Raw genomic sequence first — 20,507 nt, 5'->3', positions numbered from 1 at the left:
CCGGTTTCGCATTAGTAACATCATTACCGTCAACAATAGCGTCAAATAAATGTAATATTTTTACTTTTTCTAAAATAGGTCTGGCATTTTTACTGGCTGATCCTAAAGCGATTAGTTGATTTTTTTCTTTTATATAATTTAATATATTGATTACACCAGGAAGGATTTCTGTTTCATCCATGTGTTCAATATAGGAAAGGTAATTTTCGTTTTTTTGCTGAAGCCATTTGTTTTTGTTTTCTTGTGAAGCTTCTATATTTCCAAGTTTCAAAATAATGTCTAAAGAGCGCACGCGGCTAACTCCTTTTAATTCTTCGTTGTGTTCGGGTGTAAATTCGATTCCCAATTCTGCTGCAATTTTCTGCCAAGCAATAAAGTGGTATTTAGCGGTGTCAACAATAACGCCGTCTAGGTCGAATATGAATGCTTTTTTATTCATTAATTATAATTTTCGATTTGTCATTTATGGTAAGCGATATGATTCCGGCAAGAATCATTGAAACGCCACCAATCAAAAGGGCATAAATAGGTTCGCTGTTAAAGAATTTAGAAACTAAAAACCCTAAAATTGAAGCAGCAACCAATTGCGGAATTACGATAAAGAAGTTGAAAACTCCCATATAATAACCCATTTTACTAGAAGGTAATGCTCCGGAAAGCATAGCATACGGAATTGATAAGATACTAGCCCATGCAATTCCAACGCCAATCATTGGTAGCCATTCCATTGTGAAAGTTGTAGGTTCTTTGATGAAATAAATGGAAATCAGTCCAAATCCACCTAATACTAATGCTAAGAAATGAGTGAACTTTCTACTGGTGTATTTTGCTAATAAAGGCAATAAGAAAGCAGCAATTGCGGCAATCAAATTGTAATTCGCAAACATTTCGCCCACCTGATTTGCTCCAGTGTTGTAAGCTTCCGATGTTGTGTCTGTTGTTCCGTAAATGTGTTGTGTAACAGCCAAAGTTGTGTAAATCCACATTGAGAATAGTGCAAACCAAGAGAAGAATTGTACCCAGGCTAATTGTTTCATGATTTTTGGCATGAACTGAAAATCATTCATAATTGTTACAAAACCATTTTCAACATTATTAGCTTTCTGCATCAATCCGGAAATAGTCATCGCTAATCCGCCAAGACCAATCATACCAAGAGAAAGTACATACAAATCTTTCTTTAAGTCTTGTTCATAAATCAAAAATGAAAATGCAATACTAACAGCTAAAAAAATCAGGCCTTTTAATAAATGAGATTTTCCGTTTTTAGAAAACCATTCCGGAGAATGCGCTTCTTTTTTGAATGTTTTTTCGGTATGTTTTTCAAAAGCTTCCATTTCTTCAGGCGAATATTCTTTTGAAGTAAGTACAGTCCAAAGAACGGTTACTATAAATGCTACGCCACCAATATAGAATGAATACTTTACAGAATCAGGAATGATTCCGAGAGGTGCTGTGTTCTTAACATCAAAATGAGTTAAAATCAAAGGCAATTTTGAAGCTACATAAGCACCGATTCCGATAAAGAAACTTTGAGTTGCGAAACCCATAGTGCGTTGCTTTTCCGGAAGATTATCTCCTACAAAAGCGCGGAAAGGTTCCATTGAAACATTAATTGAAGCGTCCATTATCCATAACATTCCAGCGGCAAACCATAAAACAGGTGAGTTGGGCATTATGAATAAAGCTGCAGAAGCTAAAATGGCACCGGCAAGAAAATAAGGTTTTCTTCGGCCAAGTCTTGTCCAGGTTCTGTCTGAGAAATAACCAATAATTGGCTGAATGATTAAACCCGTTAAAGGTGCGGCAACCCAAAGAATTGGGATGTCATCAATGTTTGCGCCTAAAGTTTGGAATATTCTACTAACGTTTGAATTCTGCAGGGCAAAACCCATTTGTATCCCCAGAAATCCAAAACTCATGTTCCAGATTTGCCAGAAACCTAATTTACGTTTTTCCATTATCGTAATTTAATGATTTATAATACGATAAGCGATGTGCTTATCAAAACTTATTTTAGTTCGAAGTAAAAGTACAAGCTTTGATAATTGTCGTAAAGATAACAAAGAATTTAAATTGTGTTGGTTTTCTGAAAAAAAAATGCAGGCAGATAGTTACGAAAACGTTTTTTTGTTGATAACTAAGTTGTGGATTCTCTTTCTACCAATTCGGTTTCGATGACTTCAGTGCTGTATTGCTCGTCTTCCTCATCTTCCGCCTCGAGTCTTTCAATAAGCATCTTTGCAGCTTTTCCACCCATTTTGATTCCGTTTTGACTGACTGTTGATATGCTTGGAGTAGAATATTTTGAAATAATTCCGTCGGTAAAACCAATTATGGAAAGTTCTTCCGGAACTTTGATATTTAATTTTCGGGCTAATTTTATTGCAGTAACCGCAAAAATTTCGTTTACTGCAAAAACAGCATCGAGTTTATTATTAACAAGTAAGTTTTCGATTAGAGATTCAAAATTTTCAGTGTCTTCAATCTTCAGGATTAAATTCTCATCAACATTTATATCGTTGTTTTTTAAAGCCTTAATATATCCCTGAGTTCTTAATTTACCAACACTTACATAATCAACGGTTGTTATTAAAGCTATTTTTTTAAATCCTTTATCGATAAGAAATTGAGTTGCATTAAAGGCAGCTAAATTATCGTCGATGATTACTTTGTCACATAAAATATCATTGGTAACTCTGTCGAACATTACAACCGGCATCCCCTGATTGATAACTTCAACAATATGATGAAAATCTTTCTTCTGTTGTGTTTCTTTTGACAGCGACATGATAAAGCCGTCAATGCTTCCATTGGCTAACATTTCCATGTTAATTACTTCTTTGTCAAATGATTCGTCAGACAAGCAAACGAGAACATTATAACCATTTTCATTAGCAACGTTTTCGACACCACTAATTACCGTTGCAAAAAAATGATGAATAATTTCAGGAATAATAATACAAATTGTCTTTGTTTTCCTGTTTTTTAAACTCAGGGCAATATTGTTTGGTTTGTAGTTATATAACTTAGCAAATGCCTGTATTTTTTGTCTGGTGTCTTCGCTGATTTCTAAGCTGTTTTTCAGCGATTTGGATACGGTTGATATTGATACGTCTAGTTCTTTGGCAATCTGCTTTAGCGTTACTTTTCTTTTCATGTTGAGAATTTGATAAATACTAATTTCTGAATAAAGGTATATGATATTTTTTATTCTATCAATTTTAGTGTTAATTAATTATAAAAACTAAAAAGTTTTCAACACGCAAACGTTTTCGAAGCACTTTTAACAGCTGTTTATTATGTAAATTGGAATTTTTACATAAATTTAACATTCGAAGTCTAAGTATAAGCACAAAATTATTTTTTAACCTAAACAAAATGTATGAAAACAATTTACAAAAAGTTGTTATTTTTATTCCTATTATTGCCTTTTGGTGCCCTGGCTCAGAGCACTTTAAGCGGAACTGTAGTTGATAGTAAATCTAATCAATCGCTGCCAGGAGTGAACGTAACTGTTCAAGGTGCACAAAACAGCACCTCAACTGATTTTGACGGAAAATTTCAGTTAGCGGGACTAAAAAGCGGAGACAAAGTTGTCTTTTCTTTTGTTGGTTATGACTCGCAAACGATTAATTTTTCAAGTCAAAAATCTGTAATTATTAGCTTAAATGAAAGCGCCAACCAACTACAGGAAGTAGTGGTTCAGGTTGGTTACGGATCTGTTAAGAAAAAAGATGCCACAGGTTCTGTAGCCTTATTATCTGCAAAAGATTTTAATAAAGGAGCAAACGTGACAACAGAGAATTTATTAAGTGGAAGAGTTGCTGGTGTTACTATTAATACTACAGGCGCACCAGGTTCAGGTTCAGAGATTAGAATTAGAGGAGGTTCGTCATTAAATGCTTCTAATGATCCATTAATTGTTATTGATGGATTGCCTCTTGATAATAATACAGGAACAGGTTCAACTTCTTTCCTGGCTTCTCTTAACCCAAGTACAGTTGAGTCTATTTCAGTATTGAAAGATGCTTCTGCTACTGCAATTTATGGTTCGCGAGCTTCTAATGGTGTAATACTTATTACAACTAAAAAAGGAAGCAAAAAACTAGCCGTTGATTACAATTTTCAATATGGTTCAGGTAGAGTAGTAAAAACAGTTGATGTTTTTGGTGCTGATGACTTTAGAGCACTTGTTACGGATAAATATCCAGGTTTAGTTTCCAGATTAGGTACTGCAAATACTAATTGGCAAAATGAAATATACAGAAGAACAGATTATGTTGATAATAATATTTCTATAAGAGGAAATCTTTTCAATGCAATTCCTTCTCGTTTAACTATTGGGAACACATATCAGGAAGGTTTAAGACTGACAAATTCATTCAATAGAAATACAGCTGGATTGGCTTTAAACCCTTCAATGTTTAAAGACCATTTAAAGTTTAGAATTAATGCAAACTACTCAAATGAGATAAATCGTTTTGCAAATGCCGTTGAAGGTTCTGCAATTAATTATGACCCAACACAACCAGTTTACGATGCGGCTTCTCCTTATGGAGGATTTCATGAATATTACAATACAGCAACTAATCAGCTGATTACTCAGACTCCAAGAAACCCTGTTGCTGAATTGTTGCAAACTTTTGATACCGGTAGATACGACAGAGTTTTTGGAAACGTAGAACTTGATTACAAGCTTCACTTCTTTCCAGATCTTAGAGTTGTAGTAAATGCAGGTTATGATGAAGGTAATGGAAGCAGAAGCAAAAGAGTTAGCAATAAGGCAGCGTCATCAGGACAAAACAATAATATCCCATACGGAACAAATGAATTTTCAACATCAAACAGAAAAACTAAATTATTCGATTCTTATTTAGTTTACAACAAAACATTTGGGAAAACTGTTTTTGATGCTACTGCAGGTTACTCTTACCAAAAATATGAAAGTGGAACTTATGTAACAGGAAATAGATTTGATCCAAATTTAGCTACTACAGGACCAACAGGTTTCCCTCAAACCCGTTCTAAAACACCGGTAGTAACTCTTGGTTTCTTTGGTAGAACTAATTTTAACTATGACGATAAATATTTATTTACATTGTCATATAGAAGAGATGGATCATCAAGATTCGCAAAAGATAATCGTTATGGAAATTTCCCGGCAGCAGCTTTTGCATGGAAAATCAAAAAAGATTTTTTCAAGGAAAACAATACGTTATCTGATTTGAAATTAAGATTAGGCTGGGGTGTAACCGGGCAACAGGATATTGGTCAGGATAATGCAACAGTTTATTTACAAAGTTATGTAACCGGAAGTGGTTCTTCTCAGTACTTTTTTGGTACATCACCAACTCCAATAGCAGTTTCTACAGCTTATAATCCTGGTATTAAATGGGAAGAAACTACAACTTATAACGCAGGTCTTGATTATGGCTTTTTTAAAGACAGATTAACCGGTTCGGTTGATGTGTTTTATAAAGATTCAAAAGACCTGTTAGTTAACGGTCCAGTGCCTGATGGAGGTAACTTTTCAAATGTTGTATATCAAAACATTGGAAGCTTTACAACAAAGGGAATTGAGTTTAGTTTAAGTGCAGATGTTGCTAAATCTGAAAATTTTAATTGGAATGTTAATTTCAACGTTACACATTTCGACAGAAAAATTACTGAGTTAATTAATAATGCTGATATTAGAGTTGGTGAGAATATTACCGGTACAGGTACTCAGGCTCAACTATTCAGAGAAGGATATGCACCTTATTCTTTTTTCGTGTATCAACAATTATATGATAATGCTGGTAAACCAATTGAAGGAGCTTATGCTGACTTAAATGGAGACGGTATTATCAATGCATCTGATAAATATATCTACAAAAATAACGCTCCTAAAGCAACCTTTGGTTTTGCATCTAGTATGAACTACAAGAATCTTGATTTTTCTTTTAATTTAAGAGCTAGCTTGGGAAATAGAGTGTTTAATGCAGTAAATGCAGGTAGAGCACAATACCAACATTTAGACACAGGAAATGCACTGGGTAATATTCCTACATCAGTATTAGACACTGATTTTGTAACGCAATCAGATAGTAAATTGCCTTTGTCAGATATTTATGTTGAAAATGGCTCTTATTTAAAAATGGACAACATTACGTTAGGGTATACATTCCCTAAATGGTTAGAAGGTAAAGCTTCTTTGCGATTATTTGCTGGATGTCAAAATGTATTTACAATTACGGAGTATAGCGGTTTAGATCCTGAAGTTGATAAAAATGGAATTGACACTGCAATATATCCAAGACAACGCTCCCTATTATTTGGAGCAAACGTAAAATTCTAAAAAAAAAAATATGAAAAAAGTAACATTAATTTTATCTCTCGCTTTGTTAACAGGACTTCAGTCTTGTACAGGCGACATGGATGTAGTTTCTTCAGATGCAACAATTAATTCTGCAGAAGCTTTATTTTCGACAGCCCAGGGGTATAAACAAGCATTAGCCGGAGTCTATGGTAATTTATCATTGACTGGTACTGGTGATGCAGGTTCGTCTTTCCTATCGGGAATCGATGCGGGAACTAGTCAGTATGGTAGATGCTTGTGGTATTTACAGGATTTGACGACCGATGAGGTAGTTTGGAGCTATGAAGGTGACGAAGGAGTTGCCGAATTGCAAAGAAATACCTGGACTTCAGCAAACCCAATTTTATTAGGGATGTTCAGTAGAACTATGGCTGAAATAGCAATAGCAAATGACTTTTTAAGACAATCAACACCTGAAAAATTAGCTGCAAGAGGAATTACAAATCCAACTGATGTCGCTGACATTGCCTTGTACAGACAGGAAGTGAGAGTTTTAAGAGCTTTAGCCTATTATGATATGATGGATTTGTTTGGAAAAGCACCATTCATTACTGAAAATGACCCTGTAAATTTTGCTGGTCCACAATACGATAGAGCACAATTATTCACATTTATTGAAAGTGAATTAAATGCTATTATCCCGGATTTGAAAGAAGCAAGAACAAATGAGTATGGTAGAGTTGATAAAGCTGTAGCTCAAATGATTTTAGCTAAGATTTATTTAAATTCAGAAGTATATACAGGAACTGCAAAATATACTGAGTGTATGACACAGTGTAATAATGTAATTGCTGGAGGCTATACTCTAAACACAAATTATCTAAATAATTTCACAGCTGATAATAATATTTCTTCTGAAATGATTTTTAGTCTTCAGTCAGATGGTCAAGTTACTCAAAACTATGGGGCAACTACAGTTATTGTAAATGGAGAAGTTGGCTCACTTGAAAACAACGGTTCTGACCTTGGTGTCGGCGGTTGGGGAGGAGCTTTGAGACTTAGAAAACAATTTGTTCAGAAATTTGATGGCGCTGAATTTGCAAATGATACCCGAAATACTATTTATGCAGGATCAAGACCAATAGATATCGCAAATATTTCTACTCAAAGTCAAGGATACATATTGTCAAAATTCTCGAATAAATCATCTACTGGTGTTGCAGGTTCTAACTCAACTTTTGTTGATACCGATTTCCCTCTTTTTAGATTAGGAGATGTTTATCTTATGTATGCTGAAGCACAAATGAGAAAAGACGGAGCAACAAATTCAAGCGCAACGCCAAATGCTGATGCAACTTCTTTAGGATATATCAATGCATTAAGAACAAGAGCAAATGGTTCTCCGGTAGCTTCTGCTAACTTAGCATTTATATTAGACGAAAGAGCAAGAGAATTACATTGGGAAGCACACAGAAGACAAGATTTAATCCGTTTCGGAAAATATACTACAGGTTATAACTGGGCCTGGAAAGGAAACAGTTTGAATGGAACTTCTATTTCAGATAATCTGAAAGTATTTCCAATTCCTGATAACTCGATTAAATCAAATACTAATTTAACCCAGAATCCAGGGTATTAGGAAATAATTTATATAAATATAAATAATATGAAAAACTCAATTAAATTATTAATAGCTTTTATAAGTATAATATCATTTTCGTGTACCGAGGATGTTCAGGAGACCGGATCTCTTACATCTGATACAGATTTGAAATTACTTGTGCCAAATTCAAGTTTTAACATCATAGTCGATGGAACCAAATTAAATGACTTGGCTACTACTTTTGTTTGGACAGATCCTGCAAATCCAACAGGAACTACTGAAACTTATACTGTCGAAGCTGCAGTTTCAGGAACTGATTTTGCTACACCTATAGCTTTAGGAACAACAACTGAACACTTTTTAGATGTTACCGTTGGTACTTTAGATGCTGCAGCAAAAAATTTAGGTTTAGCACCTTTAGTTGAAGGTCTAATGGATGTTCGCGTCAGTTCTTCTGCTGGAGCTTCAAATTCATTCATTCTAAAAGTTACACCATACCAGCCAAACTGGGGTATTATTGGTAGTGCTACTCCACTAGGTTGGGACAACAGTACTGCGATGTCTTATAATCCAATGACGGGTACTTATTCTATTTCATTAGGTTTGACAAGTGGTGAACTTAAGTTTAGACTAGACAATAGCTGGACAACCAATTATGGAGATGATGGCAATAACCTTTCTCTTGAGGCAGGTGGAGCTAATATACCTGTAGCAGCAGGAAATTATACCATTGTAGCAGATTTCACTAATCATACCTACACTATAACGCCAATTGTTGACGCGTGGGGTATTATTGGAGATGCTACAGTAACTGGCTGGGGTTCTGATACTCTTATGGATTATAATCCGGTAACCCTTAAATATTCAATAGTTATGCACATGAGTGTTGGAGCTTTTAAATTTAGGCTAAATCATGATTGGGGAACAAATTACGGCGATGACGGTAATAATTTATCATTAGATAACGGCGGTGCTAATATTCCTATCACAACTGCAGGTACTTATTATATTACTACAGATTTTACAGGATTAACGTATACAATTACACAATTATAATTTAAAAGATATAAATATGAAAAATAGTCTTAGACTTTTAATTGCTTTTATTAGCATTGGCGCTATATCTTGTACAGATGATGTTCAGGATAGAGAGTCAGTGTCTGAAAATGCGGCACCAGTTTTAAAATCACCAACAACTCTTAATTTAGTACTGAATCATGATTTTCCAAATGATCTTGCTACTACAGTTGTATGGGACTATGCTGCTTACAATGGTACTCAAACAGTTGTAAATTACAGCATTGAATTTGCAGAAGCAGGAACTAACTTTGCATCACCGACAGTTGTAGCAACTACAACTAATAAATTTAAAACATTTACAGTTGGTGAATTAAATACTGCAGCTTTAGATGCTGGTCTTGCACCATTTGTTTCAAGCGCAGTCGATGTGCGTATAAAATCTACCGTTGGTAGCCTTGGAAGTATGGCACAAGCATCAAATTTTGTCACTCTAAATCTGACGCCTTATCCGGCATGGCCTAACTGGGGTATTATCGGTAGCGCTACACCTACAGGTTGGGATTCAGACACTAATATGGATTATAGCTTATCTTCGCATTTGTATTCTATTACAATGCCATTAATTGGTGGTCAGGCATTCAAATTCAGATTAGATGATGGCTGGTCAGTAAATTTTGGAGATAATGGTAATGATTTAACTTTAGAAGGTAATGGAGCAGATATTCCGGTAGCTGTTAGTGGTACTTATCTAATTGTTGCTAATTTTAGTACTTCGAGTGTGGGTGGCATGGCGCCAACATCGTATACTATTACGCTACAATAGTTATATTTTAAATTAAATGATAAAAGGCTATTCTTTTGAATAGCCTTTTTCTACAAAATAAAATTCTATGAAAAAATTTATTTTACTTTTCTTATTTGTTTCAACAATAAGCTTTTCACAAATAACTACGACACCTTCTCCGGCAATCGCTACAGGTGTTGTAACTCTTAATTTCAATAAAACGGGTACACCGTTAGCCGCTTATGCAGGAATAATTTATGCCCATATTGGTTTGACAGTTGATGGAGTTCAGTGGACAGGTGTTAAAGGAACATGGGGTAATAATACAACTCAACCTGCTTTAACTTTTGTTTCGGGTACAACCTATTCGCTAACAATGAGTCCTGATTTATATACTTATTTTGGAGTTCCTGTAACCAGTTCTATAACTCAGATTTGTGTTGTATTAAGAAACGCAGCCGGAAGCGCACAAACAACCGATACATTTTTAAATGTTGGAGCTTTTCAATCAACATTGGTAACACCATCTGAAAATACTACAACGATTATCAATTCTGGACAAAATCTATCTATTTCAGCTAGTAATAGCAATGGTACTGCTGATTATAATCTATTGGCAAACGGAGTAAGTATAAATACTTCAACCGGAACTTCATATTCTTATTCCGACAATGGAATAACAAGCAATAAAAATTATGTGTTGCAAATAACACAAGGAGTAACAACATTTTCTAAAAGATTTAATGTAATTGTAGTTCCAACTACAGTAAATGAAGCATTGGGAGCCGGACTTGAAGATGGTATAAATTATAATGCATCAGACGCTTCAACGGCTACACTTGTTTTAACTGCTCCGGGGAAAGATTTTGTATATGTTGCAGGTAGCTTTAACAATTGGGTGCCTGATACAAATTATGCCATGAAAAAGGATCCTACTTCAGGTAAATTTTGGTTGCAACTAACAGGGCTTGTTTCTGGCGCAACTAATACTTATCAGTATTGGGTAGTAGATCAAACTCCTACAACAAATTCTCAGTCATTTGTAAAAGTGGCTGATCCTTATTCAACGTTGGTACTTTCACCTTATGATGATTCAGGTATACCAGCAGCTAATTATCCGGGTTTACCTGCTTATCCAGCCGGACAACAGTACGAAGTAACGGTTTTACAAACGGGGCAGACACCATACAACTGGAGTAGTGCTACTACCAATTTTGTTAAACCAAGTAAAGATAATTTAGTGGTTTATGAAGTTTTAATCAGAGATTTTGATGCAAGCAGAACGTATCAGTCATTAATTGATAGAATAGATTATTTTAAAAACCTAAAAGTTAATGCCATTGAATTAATGCCGATAATGGAATATGAAGGAAATGAAAGCTGGGGTTATAACACCGCATTTCATATGGCTTTAGATAAATTCTATGGATCAAAAGCAAAATTGCAGGAATTCGTTGATTTATGTCATCAAAATGGAATTGCAGTTGTTCTTGACATTGCTTTAAACCACGCTTTTGGCAGATGCCCTATGGTAAGAATGTGGCAAAATGACCCAACTAATACAGGATATGGTGCTCCTGCTACTGATAATCCTTATTTCAATACGGTGGCTAAACACAGTTACGGAGTAGGAAATGATTTTAATCATTCATCGGCATACACTAAATATTTTGTAAAAAGAGTAATAAAACAATGGGTTGAAGAATTCAAAATTGATGGATTCCGTTGGGATTTAACCAAAGGATTTACCCAGGCTTGTTCTGCCGGGAATGATACATGTACTAATGCGTATCAAGCAGACAGAGTTGCTATTTTAAAAGAGTACGCAGATTATTCCTGGTCATTAGACCCTTATCATTATGTGATATTTGAACATTTAGGAATTGACAGCGAAGAACAACAATGGGCTAATTATAGAATCGCAGAAACACCGAGTAAAGGAGTAATGATGTGGGGAGAAATGACGTATGCTTATTCACAATTAATGGAAGGTTATACAACCGGAGCTGATATATCCCGCATAGGTAGTGATGCTCACGGTTTTACAGCAAAAAGATTAATGGGTTATCCTGAAAGTCACGATAAAGATAGATTGATGTACTCTGGAATAACCTATGGTTTAGGGTCTGGAACAAATCCTCCTGTTGGAAGTCTGAATAACTGTTTAACCCGAATGTCAGCTGTGGGAGCTATTTCATTATTAGTGCCTGGGCCAAAAATGATTTGGCATTTTGCTGATTTGGGAATGAATAGTTCAATTTATACCTGTACGGATAATTCAATAAATACTGAGGTAGATGCTACAGCCGGAGATTGTAAATTAGCAACTAAACCGCAACCTCAATGGGTCAACAACTGGTTGGGAGTTCCAACACGTGCAGCGGTTTACAATAATTGGGCTAAAATGATTGACCTTAAAAAGAGCAATGTCGTTTTTAATGGAAGCTATGCCGTTAGCCCTAATGGGAATAATTTATTGCAAAGAGTTTATGTTTATGATAATTCCTTGCCAGCAGGCCAATTGAAAAACGTTGTGATCTTGGCAAATTTTGGAACTTCAACTGCAAACATAGTTCCCGATTTTCCTTATACAGGAACCTGGTATAATTTGATGGATAATACATCAACAACCATATCAAGTGCTTCTGCAGCTATCAGTTTGGGCGCAGGTCAGTTCAGAATTTACGGAAATCAAACCGCTCTTGGAGTTGAAGATTTTAATCCAATGGAATTTGTTGCATTGGCACCAAATCCGGCATCGAATTATTTTACCATCAATGCCGATAAAGCAAGTGTAGAAATTTTTTCAATAACAGGGCAATTGGTAAAAACCTTCAAAGAAGGACAATTGGAAGATTACCAATATAATATTTCCGATTTAAACAAAGGAGTTTATTTGGTAAAAGCTACCGATGAAAATAATCATTTCAAAACAATGAAATTAATTAAACAATAAGGTTAGAGTTAGTAATAATTAATTTTTTAAAAGCCACGCCCTAAAAAGCGTGGCTTTTTGCTTTCATAAAATAAGGTTTAAATTTTTTTCTAAACGTAATGAACACTATTTTTGTTGCATGAAGAAACCAGCAAAATCAATTGTAGTTAAAATTCTAAAAATCACAGGAATTACCATTGGTTTTATTCTTTTGCTTTTATTTTTAATACCAATACTTTTCCCGGGAAAAATCGCCGAAGAAGTAAAAGCATTTGCCAACAATAAATTAAACGGAGAATTAAATTTTAAAGAAGCCAATCTTTCTTTTTTCAATCACTTTCCGTCACTGACATTAACACTTACCGATTTCTCTCTAAAAGGTTCTGCGCCCTATAAAAATGAAACTTTGCTTTCTGCCAAAGAAGTCGCTTTTGGAATCAACATCAGGTCTTTATTGTTTGATAAAAAAGTAAACATCGACAAGATTTATGTTTCCAATGCTTTGATAAATGTAAAAGTCAATGAAAATGGAGAAGCCAATTATAATGTCTATAATTCAGATGATAAAGCTACCGAGAAAGATACTTCAAGCTCATCGTCTCTACGCTTAGAAAAAATAACAATCGAAGATAGTCATATCGTTTATGATGATAAATCAGCCAAAATGCTAATCGATGCGAATGGCTTTAATTATGTTGGTAATGGCGATTTAGACAAAGCTATTTTTGATTTGTATACCGAAGCCGATATTGAAAATTTCGACTTCACTTATGATGGCGAACAGTATCTGAAAAACAAAAAAGTAAATGCCGATTTGATTACCAAAATAAACACCAATTCACTGGCGTTTGTATTTGAACAAAATAATTTAAAAATAAACAAACTGCCTGTTGAGTTCAAAGGAAAATTTAATTTCCTGAGCAATGGATATGATATGGATTTCAATATCAAATCTGAAGACAGCAAGTTAAAAGATTTTTTCTCAGCGTTGCCACCAAATTATGTGACTTGGCTCGACAAATCAAATGTAAAAGGAAACACCGATTTACTCTTGACATTAAAAGGAAAATACATCGCTTCCAAAAACCAAAAACCCGATTTGGCTTTCAATATGAAAATCCGTGACGGCTATATAAATTATAACGATGCACCATTTCCGGCATCGAATATTTTTTTGAATTTTGACACAAAACTTCCTTCGCTTGATACTGAAAAGTTGCAGGTAAATATCGATTCTATCTTCTTCAATGTCGATAAAGATTATTTCAAAGCGATTGTCAAAACTGTTGGATTATCAAAACCAAAAATTGCCGCCCGAATTACGTCTAAAATTGATTTGGCAAAAATGAACAAAGCTATTGGTCTGCAAAATATGGATTTGCGTGGTGTTTTGAATATGGACATTAAATCCAATGGAATCTATGATAAAAAGCACAATAAAATTCCAATAACCAATGGAAAAATCTCTTTGAAAAACGGTTATGTGAAATCCATTTATTATCCAAATCCAATAAAGAACATTAATGTTTTAGCAACGATTTTAGATACTGAAGGTTCAACCAAAGATTTAAAAATAAACATTACGCCAGCTTCATTTGAGTTTGAAGGAAAGCCAATTTTTGTCAACGCCAAATTGAAGAATTTCGACAATATCAACTACGACATTAAAGCCAAAGGCGAATTGGATGTTGCCAAAATCTATAAAGTATTCTCCCGAAAAGGTTTGGATTTAGAAGGTTATGTCAATGCTGATGTTAGTTTCAAAGGTTCTCAAAATGATGCAATGAAAGGCAACTATAAAAACCTTCACAATAGTGGAACTTTGATTTTGAGAAACATTAAAACCACTTCCGAATATTTGCCAAAAGCATTCATCATAAAAGAAGGGACTTTTATTTTCAATCAGGACAAAATGAATTTCAATAATTTCGTTGCGAATTATGGTCAATCCGATTTCAAAATGAATGGTTATCTGCAAAACGTAATCGATTTTGTATTGACAGATAAAGCGATTCTAAAAGGGAATTTTGCATTGCAATCGAGTTATATAAATTGTGACGAGTTTATGTCGGCTTCAACAAATCAAGCTGCCGTTCCGGATATTCTTAAAGAGAATACAAAACCGTTGGCGCCAGTTGAATCAGGCGTTATCGTTATTCCAAGTAATTTCGATTTGCAATTTCACGCTGTTGCGGATAAAGTCAATTTCCAGGATTTAGTTTTAGAAAAATTAAACGGAAACATGCTCATCAATAAAGGCAAACTGATAATGAGAAACAACAGTTTTGATGTCATTGGAAGCAATGTCAAAATGGATATTGTTTATGGAAGTGAAACACCAAACAAAGCGTCTTTTAATTTCAAAATTTTAGCCAAAGACTTTGATGTAAAACGCGCTTATAAAGAAGTAAAACTATTCCGTGAAATGGCTTCGGCTGCCGAAAATGCAGAAGGAATTATTTCTTTAGATTACCAAGTCGCAGGAAAATTGGATGGCAATATGCAGCCAATTTATCCATCGCTTGTTGGTGGCGGAACGCTTTCTGTCAAAAAAGTTAAAATGAAAGGCTTTAAAATGTTTGGTGCCGTAAGCAATAAAACAGGAAAAGATGCTATGAAAAACCCTGATTTATCTCAGGTTGATATCAAAACTAAGATCAAAAATAACATCATAAACATTGAACGATTTAAATTCAAAGTTGCCGGCTTCCGCCCAAGAATTGAAGGGCAAACCAGCTTTAACGGGAATTTAAACATCAAAATGCGATTGGGATTGCCGCCATTTGGACTGTTTGGAATTCCGATTAAGGTTACCGGAACAAAAGACAAACCAATAGTTAAATTAGGAAAGCAAACCGAAGATTTGAAAGAAACCGAATATGAAGATGGTCAGGCTCCAGCTCCAGCTAATCAACCAACAAAATAAAGAGCTTAAAAAACTTAGTAACTTAGCTACTTAGTAACTTAGCCACTCAAAAAATAAACCATGAATAACGCAGTTGCAGGATTTTCAAAACTAACAAAAGAAGAAAAAATCAATTGGATTGCAAATGAATATTTTGCCAATCCGGCAGAAGCCGTTGCAACGATAAAGCAATATTGGAACAGCGATGCCAAGCTTCAGCAATTGCATGATGAGTTTATAGAAAATACGATTTCCAACTTTTATTTACCGATGGGAATTGCTCCAAATTTCCTAATTAACGGAAAGTATTATTCGGTGCCAATGGTCATTGAAGAAAGTTCTGTTGTGGCTGCTGCAGCTAAATCGGCAAAGTTTTGGAGCACGCGAGGCGGATTCAAAGCAACCGTTTTAAACACCGAAAAAATAGGGCAGGTTCATTTTCTGTTCAAAGGAAATTCAACCAAACTTGAGCAATTTTTTAATACTATAAAAGAGAGTTTAATTGCTTCCACAGAAAGCATTACCAAAAACATGCAAAAGCGTGGCGGTGGAATTACCTCTTTGGAACTTCGAAATAAAACGGCAGAATTAGAAAATTACTTTCAGCTGCATGCGACTTTTGAAACCAAAGACAGCATGGGCGCCAATTTCATCAATTCGTGTTTGGAGCAATTTGCAAAAACACTAAAAGAAGAAGCTCAGAATTATGCTGATTTTAATGAAACCGAAAGTGACATTACGGTTGTCATGAGCATACTTTCGAATTATGTTCCGAATTGTATTGTCCGTGTCGAAGTTTCCTGTGAAGTCTCAGCTTTGGCAGAAAAGAAAATAGAAAACCCACAAGAGTTTGCAGAAAAACTAATCCAAGCTGTCCGCATTGCTGAGATTGAACCTTTCCGTGCGGTTACGCATAACAAAGGAATTATGAATGGTGTCGATTCGGTTGTGCTGGCAACAGGAAATGATTTCCGCGCTGTCGAAGCCGGAGTTCATGCCTATGCTTCGCGAAGTGGTCAATATTCGAGTCTGTCATACGCCAAAATTGAAAATGGAATATTTACCTTTTGGATGGAAATTCCGTTAGCATTAGGAACCGTTGGTGGTTTGACTTCGTTACATCCGTTGGTAAAAATGGCTTTGGAGATTCTGGGAAAACCATCTGCTCAGGAATTGATGCAGATTGTTGCCGTTGTTGGTTTGGCGCAAAATTTTGCGGCGCTGCGTTCATTAACGACAACCGGAATTCAGGAAGGTCACATGAAAATGCATATCAATAATATTCTGAATCAGTTTCAAACGACATCGGAAGAACGAAAAATAATTAAAACTCATTTTGAAAATAATTCCATTTCGCATTCGGCGGTTGTGGAGTTTATTGAGAAACTAAGAAAATAAAATAACCCTTGAAGAGTTCAAAACCCTTCAAGGGTTAGGTTTATAAAGATGAAACAAACTTTTTACAGTAACGGGAAATTACTCATCACAGGAGAATATTTGGTACTTGATGGCGCCAAAGCTTTTGCGTTGCCAACAAAGTTTGGCCAAAATCTAATCATTGAACCAGCCAATGGAAAAATCATTCACTGGAAAAGTTTTGACAGCGATGGAAGCATTTGGTTTGAAGATACTATTCCGTTTGCATCCATTATTAGAAAAGAACGTTTTGATGATGCTAAAAGTATCAAGAACACTTTAATCGGGATTTTGCACGAAGCCTATTTGATGAATGCTGATTTTATTTCCAATGAAAAAGGATATAATATTAAAACAGAGTTGACATTTCCGAAATTCTGGGGTTTGGGCACTTCTTCTACATTAATTAACAACATTGCCCAATGGCTGCAAATCGATGCGTTTGAGCTATTAAAAAGAAGTTTTGGAGGCAGTGGCTATGATATTGCCTGCGCTCAAAACTGCACGCCGGTTCTTTATCAGATTGTAAATGAAAAACCAGTTGTTGAAGCTATTAGTTTCAATCCTGATTTTACAGACAAAATCTTTTTTGTTTATCTGAATAAAAAACAAAGCAGCAAAGCAGCAATTGCATCATATTACAGCAGACAAGGAAATGTACAGCATGCAGTCACAAAGATTAACACTATCACAAAAACGGTAATTGAAGCTACAACAGCAAAGGAATTTGCCAAAGCTTTACAAAACCACGAAATTGAGATGAGTAATATCTTGGAATTGCCAACCGCTAAAGAAGCGTTGTTCCCCGATTTTGATGGTGTGATAAAAAGTTTGGGTGCATGGGGCGGTGATTTTGTTATGAGCATCTCAAAAGAAAACCCAACCGATTATTTTAAAAGCAAAGGTTTTGAGATTGTGATTCCGTATAAAGAGATGATATTGTAGTGCAATTTCACGGATTGCAAATCCGCGCTATCTGCTTAAATTTTTGATTTTTAATTCGTGATTATCAATATTATCCATACAACTGATTATAGCAGTAAGAAATAATATGAATAGCAGGAAAATAAATTTTCTCATAAATTATTTAGTTATTATGAATTTAATTTTGTTGTCAAATCTAATTCAGATAGCGCGGATTTGTAATCCGTGCCAACAATGAATCTCCAAAACAAATCTAAACAAAAAACCCATCTCTAACGAAATGGGTTTCTATATTTTCAATTGCGATTTCTACTAGTAAAAATCAGCTCTGTTATCTTTGATATCGGCATCGTCTTTCAACGCCTGCATAAATCTTCCAGAACTTTGAACAGCCTGTTGTTTTACTTTAGCAACAAAATCATCATATTTCTGAATTGCCGGTGCTTTGGTAACTACTTTAGTAGCGATTACATATACACCTGAATTTCCATCAATTGGTTTTGAAACCTGACCAGCTTTTGTTGAAAATGCCATTCCTACTACTTTTGGTTCAAAACCTGCACCAGGAACATTTGGATTTTCAACAGTCAAATCTACAGCGTTCATAACAGCAACTTTGTTTCTCGAAGCGATATCCGCTAAAGAGCCTTTCATTTTTGCCTGTATTTTTGCTGCTTTCTTTTTGTTTTTTAGGATTGTCTCAACTTGTGGTCTTGCTTCTTCAACTGACATCAATCCTTTTGGAGCAATGCTTTTTAATTTAGCAATAACATGACCAACGTTTACGATTTCAAATCTTTTTACGCTGCCAATTTTGGTATCGCTTTCAAAAGCCCATTTTACGATTTGTCTTTGATTTGGTAATGTACCAAAAGTCTCATCGATTGCTTTTACTCTTACTGCCGGACTTGCAGTTAATTTTGCTTCTTTTACCAATGCAGTAAAATCTTTATTTGCAGCATCCATTTCGAATTTGGTTGCCTGTGTATAGATTTTATCATTCGTAGCTTCAGAAGGCTCAATTTTTAATGCAATAGTTGCTAGTTTAACAGCATCCTGCTTGTCAGTTACCTGGATAATATGGTAGCCAAATTCTGTTTCAACCAAACCAATTTTTCCAACAGGATTATTGAAAGCAAAATCATTAAATGGTTTTACCATTTGACCAGGAGCAAAATATCCTAAATCTCCACCTTGTTGTGCAGATGAATCATCGGAGTTAGACATAGCTAACATCATGAACATTCCAGGATTTGCCTGAGCTTGTGCTAACAAACCATCAGCTTTAGCTTTAGCTTGTTCTTTTGTTCTTTTCTCTTTTTTGTTTGGGACTTTTGTTCCTTCCCAACTGATTAAGATGTGGCTTGCTTTTACTTTCGCTCCGGATTTTCTTCCTAATCCTTTAGACAAACAGTAATAATTACCACGCATGTATGGACCAAAAACTTCGCCAACAGGCAAATTAAATAATTGCTCAGCACTTTCAGCTGGTAAATCTTGTTTTGAAACATAAGATGAATCAAAAGGGATATCTGAAATTTCGTTTACATAATCAGCGTTATCAGTTGCATCTTTGAATGCTGGAATGGTATCGTTTTTACCATCTTTAAATTCAACGTGCGTAGCTAATAAAGCATTCACTCTGCCTTTAACATCAGCTTCATCAGTTGCCGATGGTTTTTCTGAAATCAAAACAAAATCTAACTCACGGGATTCTTCCGATTTGAATTTTTTCTCTTTTGTTTTCATGTAAGTAGTGATTTCCTCATCAGTTACTTTTACATCGCTGTCTTTAATAGAAGAAAAAGGAACCATTACATAATCAAAACTCACTTTGTTTGATTCTGCTTCGTATTTGAATTTTCCTTCGGTTTGAGTGGTATACATTCCACCTTTAATCAAAGAATTATAAATTTCATACTTTGCTCTTAAAACTGCATTTTCTTCCTGCTCTTTCAACATTTGCATTCCGTTAGGAATTCCTTTCAAATAATCCTTGAATTTTTTCAGGTCAAATTTTCCAGCTGCATTTAAGAACATTTGGTTCTGACCAATATTTGGATCTGCTTTGAATGCTTCAACAATATGTTTTTCACCAACACGGATTCCTAATTTATCGAATTCAGCCGTAAGCAAAGCAATTTGAACTTCTTGATTCCAAACCTGGGTTGAAGCCTGCATTGAAGTCATGTTTTGACCTTGAGCATTTTTTTCTACGTTTGCTACTTTTACTCTAAACTGGTCAAAAGAAATATCTTTCCCATTTACACTTCCTACGTCGGTAGACAAACTTTTAAAACCTTTTGTAAACAAATCTTGTACAACAAAAGCTAATAAAGCAAAACCTATCGCTAATAAAAGTAAGCCCGAACGATTTCTAATTTTTGATAAAACTGCCATTTCTATTTTTGTTAATTTTTAATTCAGTTTGCGAAAATACAATTATATGTGAAATAATAATACTCACACAGTTATAATTTCAACTAATTTTTGATTTTTTTTAAGAAATTAATCTAATAAGGTCATTTTTACCAATTCGATTTTCTTATTCGTCGCCTGTTCAATGACAAATAGAAAGTTTCCGATGGTTATTTGAGTGCCTTTTTGTGGAATTTCTTT

General features: G+C 34.9%; 12 protein-coding genes. 8 read left to right on the top strand and 4 right to left on the bottom strand.

The window, feature by feature from the left end; all coding sequences use genetic code 11:
- From ABIQ27_RS09610 to ABIQ27_RS09600, 3 genes are all read right to left on the bottom strand, one after another.
- On the bottom strand, positions 1–439 hold a 439-nt coding region (locus tag ABIQ27_RS09610), incomplete at its 3' end, for an HAD hydrolase-like protein (RefSeq protein ID WP_348033665.1).
- Positions 432–1,961 carry an MFS transporter gene (locus tag ABIQ27_RS09605; RefSeq protein WP_348033664.1) on the bottom strand — a complete coding sequence of 510 codons (1,530 nt, stop codon included), beginning with the start codon at positions 1,959–1,961 and terminating at the stop codon, positions 432–434. The genes ABIQ27_RS09610 and ABIQ27_RS09605, both read right to left, overlap by 8 nt.
- Positions 1,962–2,140: 179 nt before the next feature.
- Positions 2,141–3,178: a LacI family DNA-binding transcriptional regulator gene (locus tag ABIQ27_RS09600; RefSeq protein ID WP_348033666.1), complete on the bottom strand. Its 1,038-nt coding sequence runs from the start codon at positions 3,176–3,178 to the stop codon at positions 2,141–2,143.
- Between the two features lie 207 nt (positions 3,179–3,385).
- On the opposite strand from ABIQ27_RS09600, the gene ABIQ27_RS09595 reads away from it, so the two are divergent.
- The 8 genes from ABIQ27_RS09595 to ABIQ27_RS09560 all read left to right on the top strand — a co-directional run bounded on the left by ABIQ27_RS09595 (position 3,386) and on the right by ABIQ27_RS09560 (position 17,909).
- Positions 3,386–6,340 (top strand): SusC/RagA family TonB-linked outer membrane protein, encoded by a 2,955-nt coding sequence (locus tag ABIQ27_RS09595; protein ID WP_348033663.1) that lies wholly within the window; start codon positions 3,386–3,388, stop codon positions 6,338–6,340.
- A 10-nt stretch (positions 6,341–6,350) separates the two neighbouring features.
- Positions 6,351–7,940: a RagB/SusD family nutrient uptake outer membrane protein gene (locus tag ABIQ27_RS09590; protein WP_348033662.1), complete on the top strand. Its 1,590-nt coding sequence runs from the start codon at positions 6,351–6,353 to the stop codon at positions 7,938–7,940.
- Positions 7,941–7,967: 27 nt separating this feature from the next.
- Positions 7,968–8,960, top strand: a complete 993-nt coding sequence (locus ABIQ27_RS09585) for a SusE domain-containing protein (protein WP_348033661.1) — start codon at positions 7,968–7,970, stop codon at positions 8,958–8,960.
- A 16-nt stretch (positions 8,961–8,976) separates the two neighbouring features.
- The gene (locus ABIQ27_RS09580) at positions 8,977–9,747 is read left to right on the top strand and encodes a SusE domain-containing protein (protein ID WP_348033660.1); all 771 of its coding nucleotides are present in this window, start codon (positions 8,977–8,979) and stop codon (positions 9,745–9,747) included.
- 67 nt (positions 9,748–9,814) lie between these two features.
- Complete coding sequence (locus ABIQ27_RS09575; RefSeq protein ID WP_348033659.1) at positions 9,815–12,664, top strand: alpha-amylase family glycosyl hydrolase; 2,850 nt, start codon at positions 9,815–9,817, stop codon at positions 12,662–12,664.
- Positions 12,665–12,782: 118 nt separating this feature from the next.
- Positions 12,783–15,569 carry an AsmA-like C-terminal region-containing protein gene (locus tag ABIQ27_RS09570; RefSeq protein ID WP_348033658.1) on the top strand — a complete coding sequence of 929 codons (2,787 nt, stop codon included), beginning with the start codon at positions 12,783–12,785 and terminating at the stop codon, positions 15,567–15,569.
- 60 nt (positions 15,570–15,629) lie between these two features.
- Entirely contained in the window at positions 15,630–16,946 is a 1,317-nt protein-coding gene (locus ABIQ27_RS09565) for a hydroxymethylglutaryl-CoA reductase, degradative (RefSeq protein WP_348033657.1), read from the top strand.
- Positions 16,947–16,994: 48 nt separating this feature from the next.
- Positions 16,995–17,909 carry a GYDIA family GHMP kinase gene (locus ABIQ27_RS09560; protein ID WP_348033656.1) on the top strand — a complete coding sequence of 305 codons (915 nt, stop codon included), beginning with the start codon at positions 16,995–16,997 and terminating at the stop codon, positions 17,907–17,909.
- Positions 17,910–18,200: 291 nt separating this feature from the next.
- Here the strand turns inward: ABIQ27_RS09560 and ABIQ27_RS09555 are convergent, their stop codons facing one another.
- Positions 18,201–20,288 (bottom strand): peptidylprolyl isomerase, encoded by a 2,088-nt coding sequence (locus ABIQ27_RS09555; protein WP_348033655.1) that lies wholly within the window; start codon positions 20,286–20,288, stop codon positions 18,201–18,203.
- Between the last annotated feature and the right edge of the window lie 219 nt (positions 20,289–20,507).

The sequence above is a fragment of the Flavobacterium sp. genome (assembly GCF_039916025.1).
Lineage (GTDB): Bacteria > Bacteroidota > Bacteroidia > Flavobacteriales > Flavobacteriaceae > Flavobacterium.
This window is presented reverse-complemented; position numbering and strand designations above follow the sequence as displayed.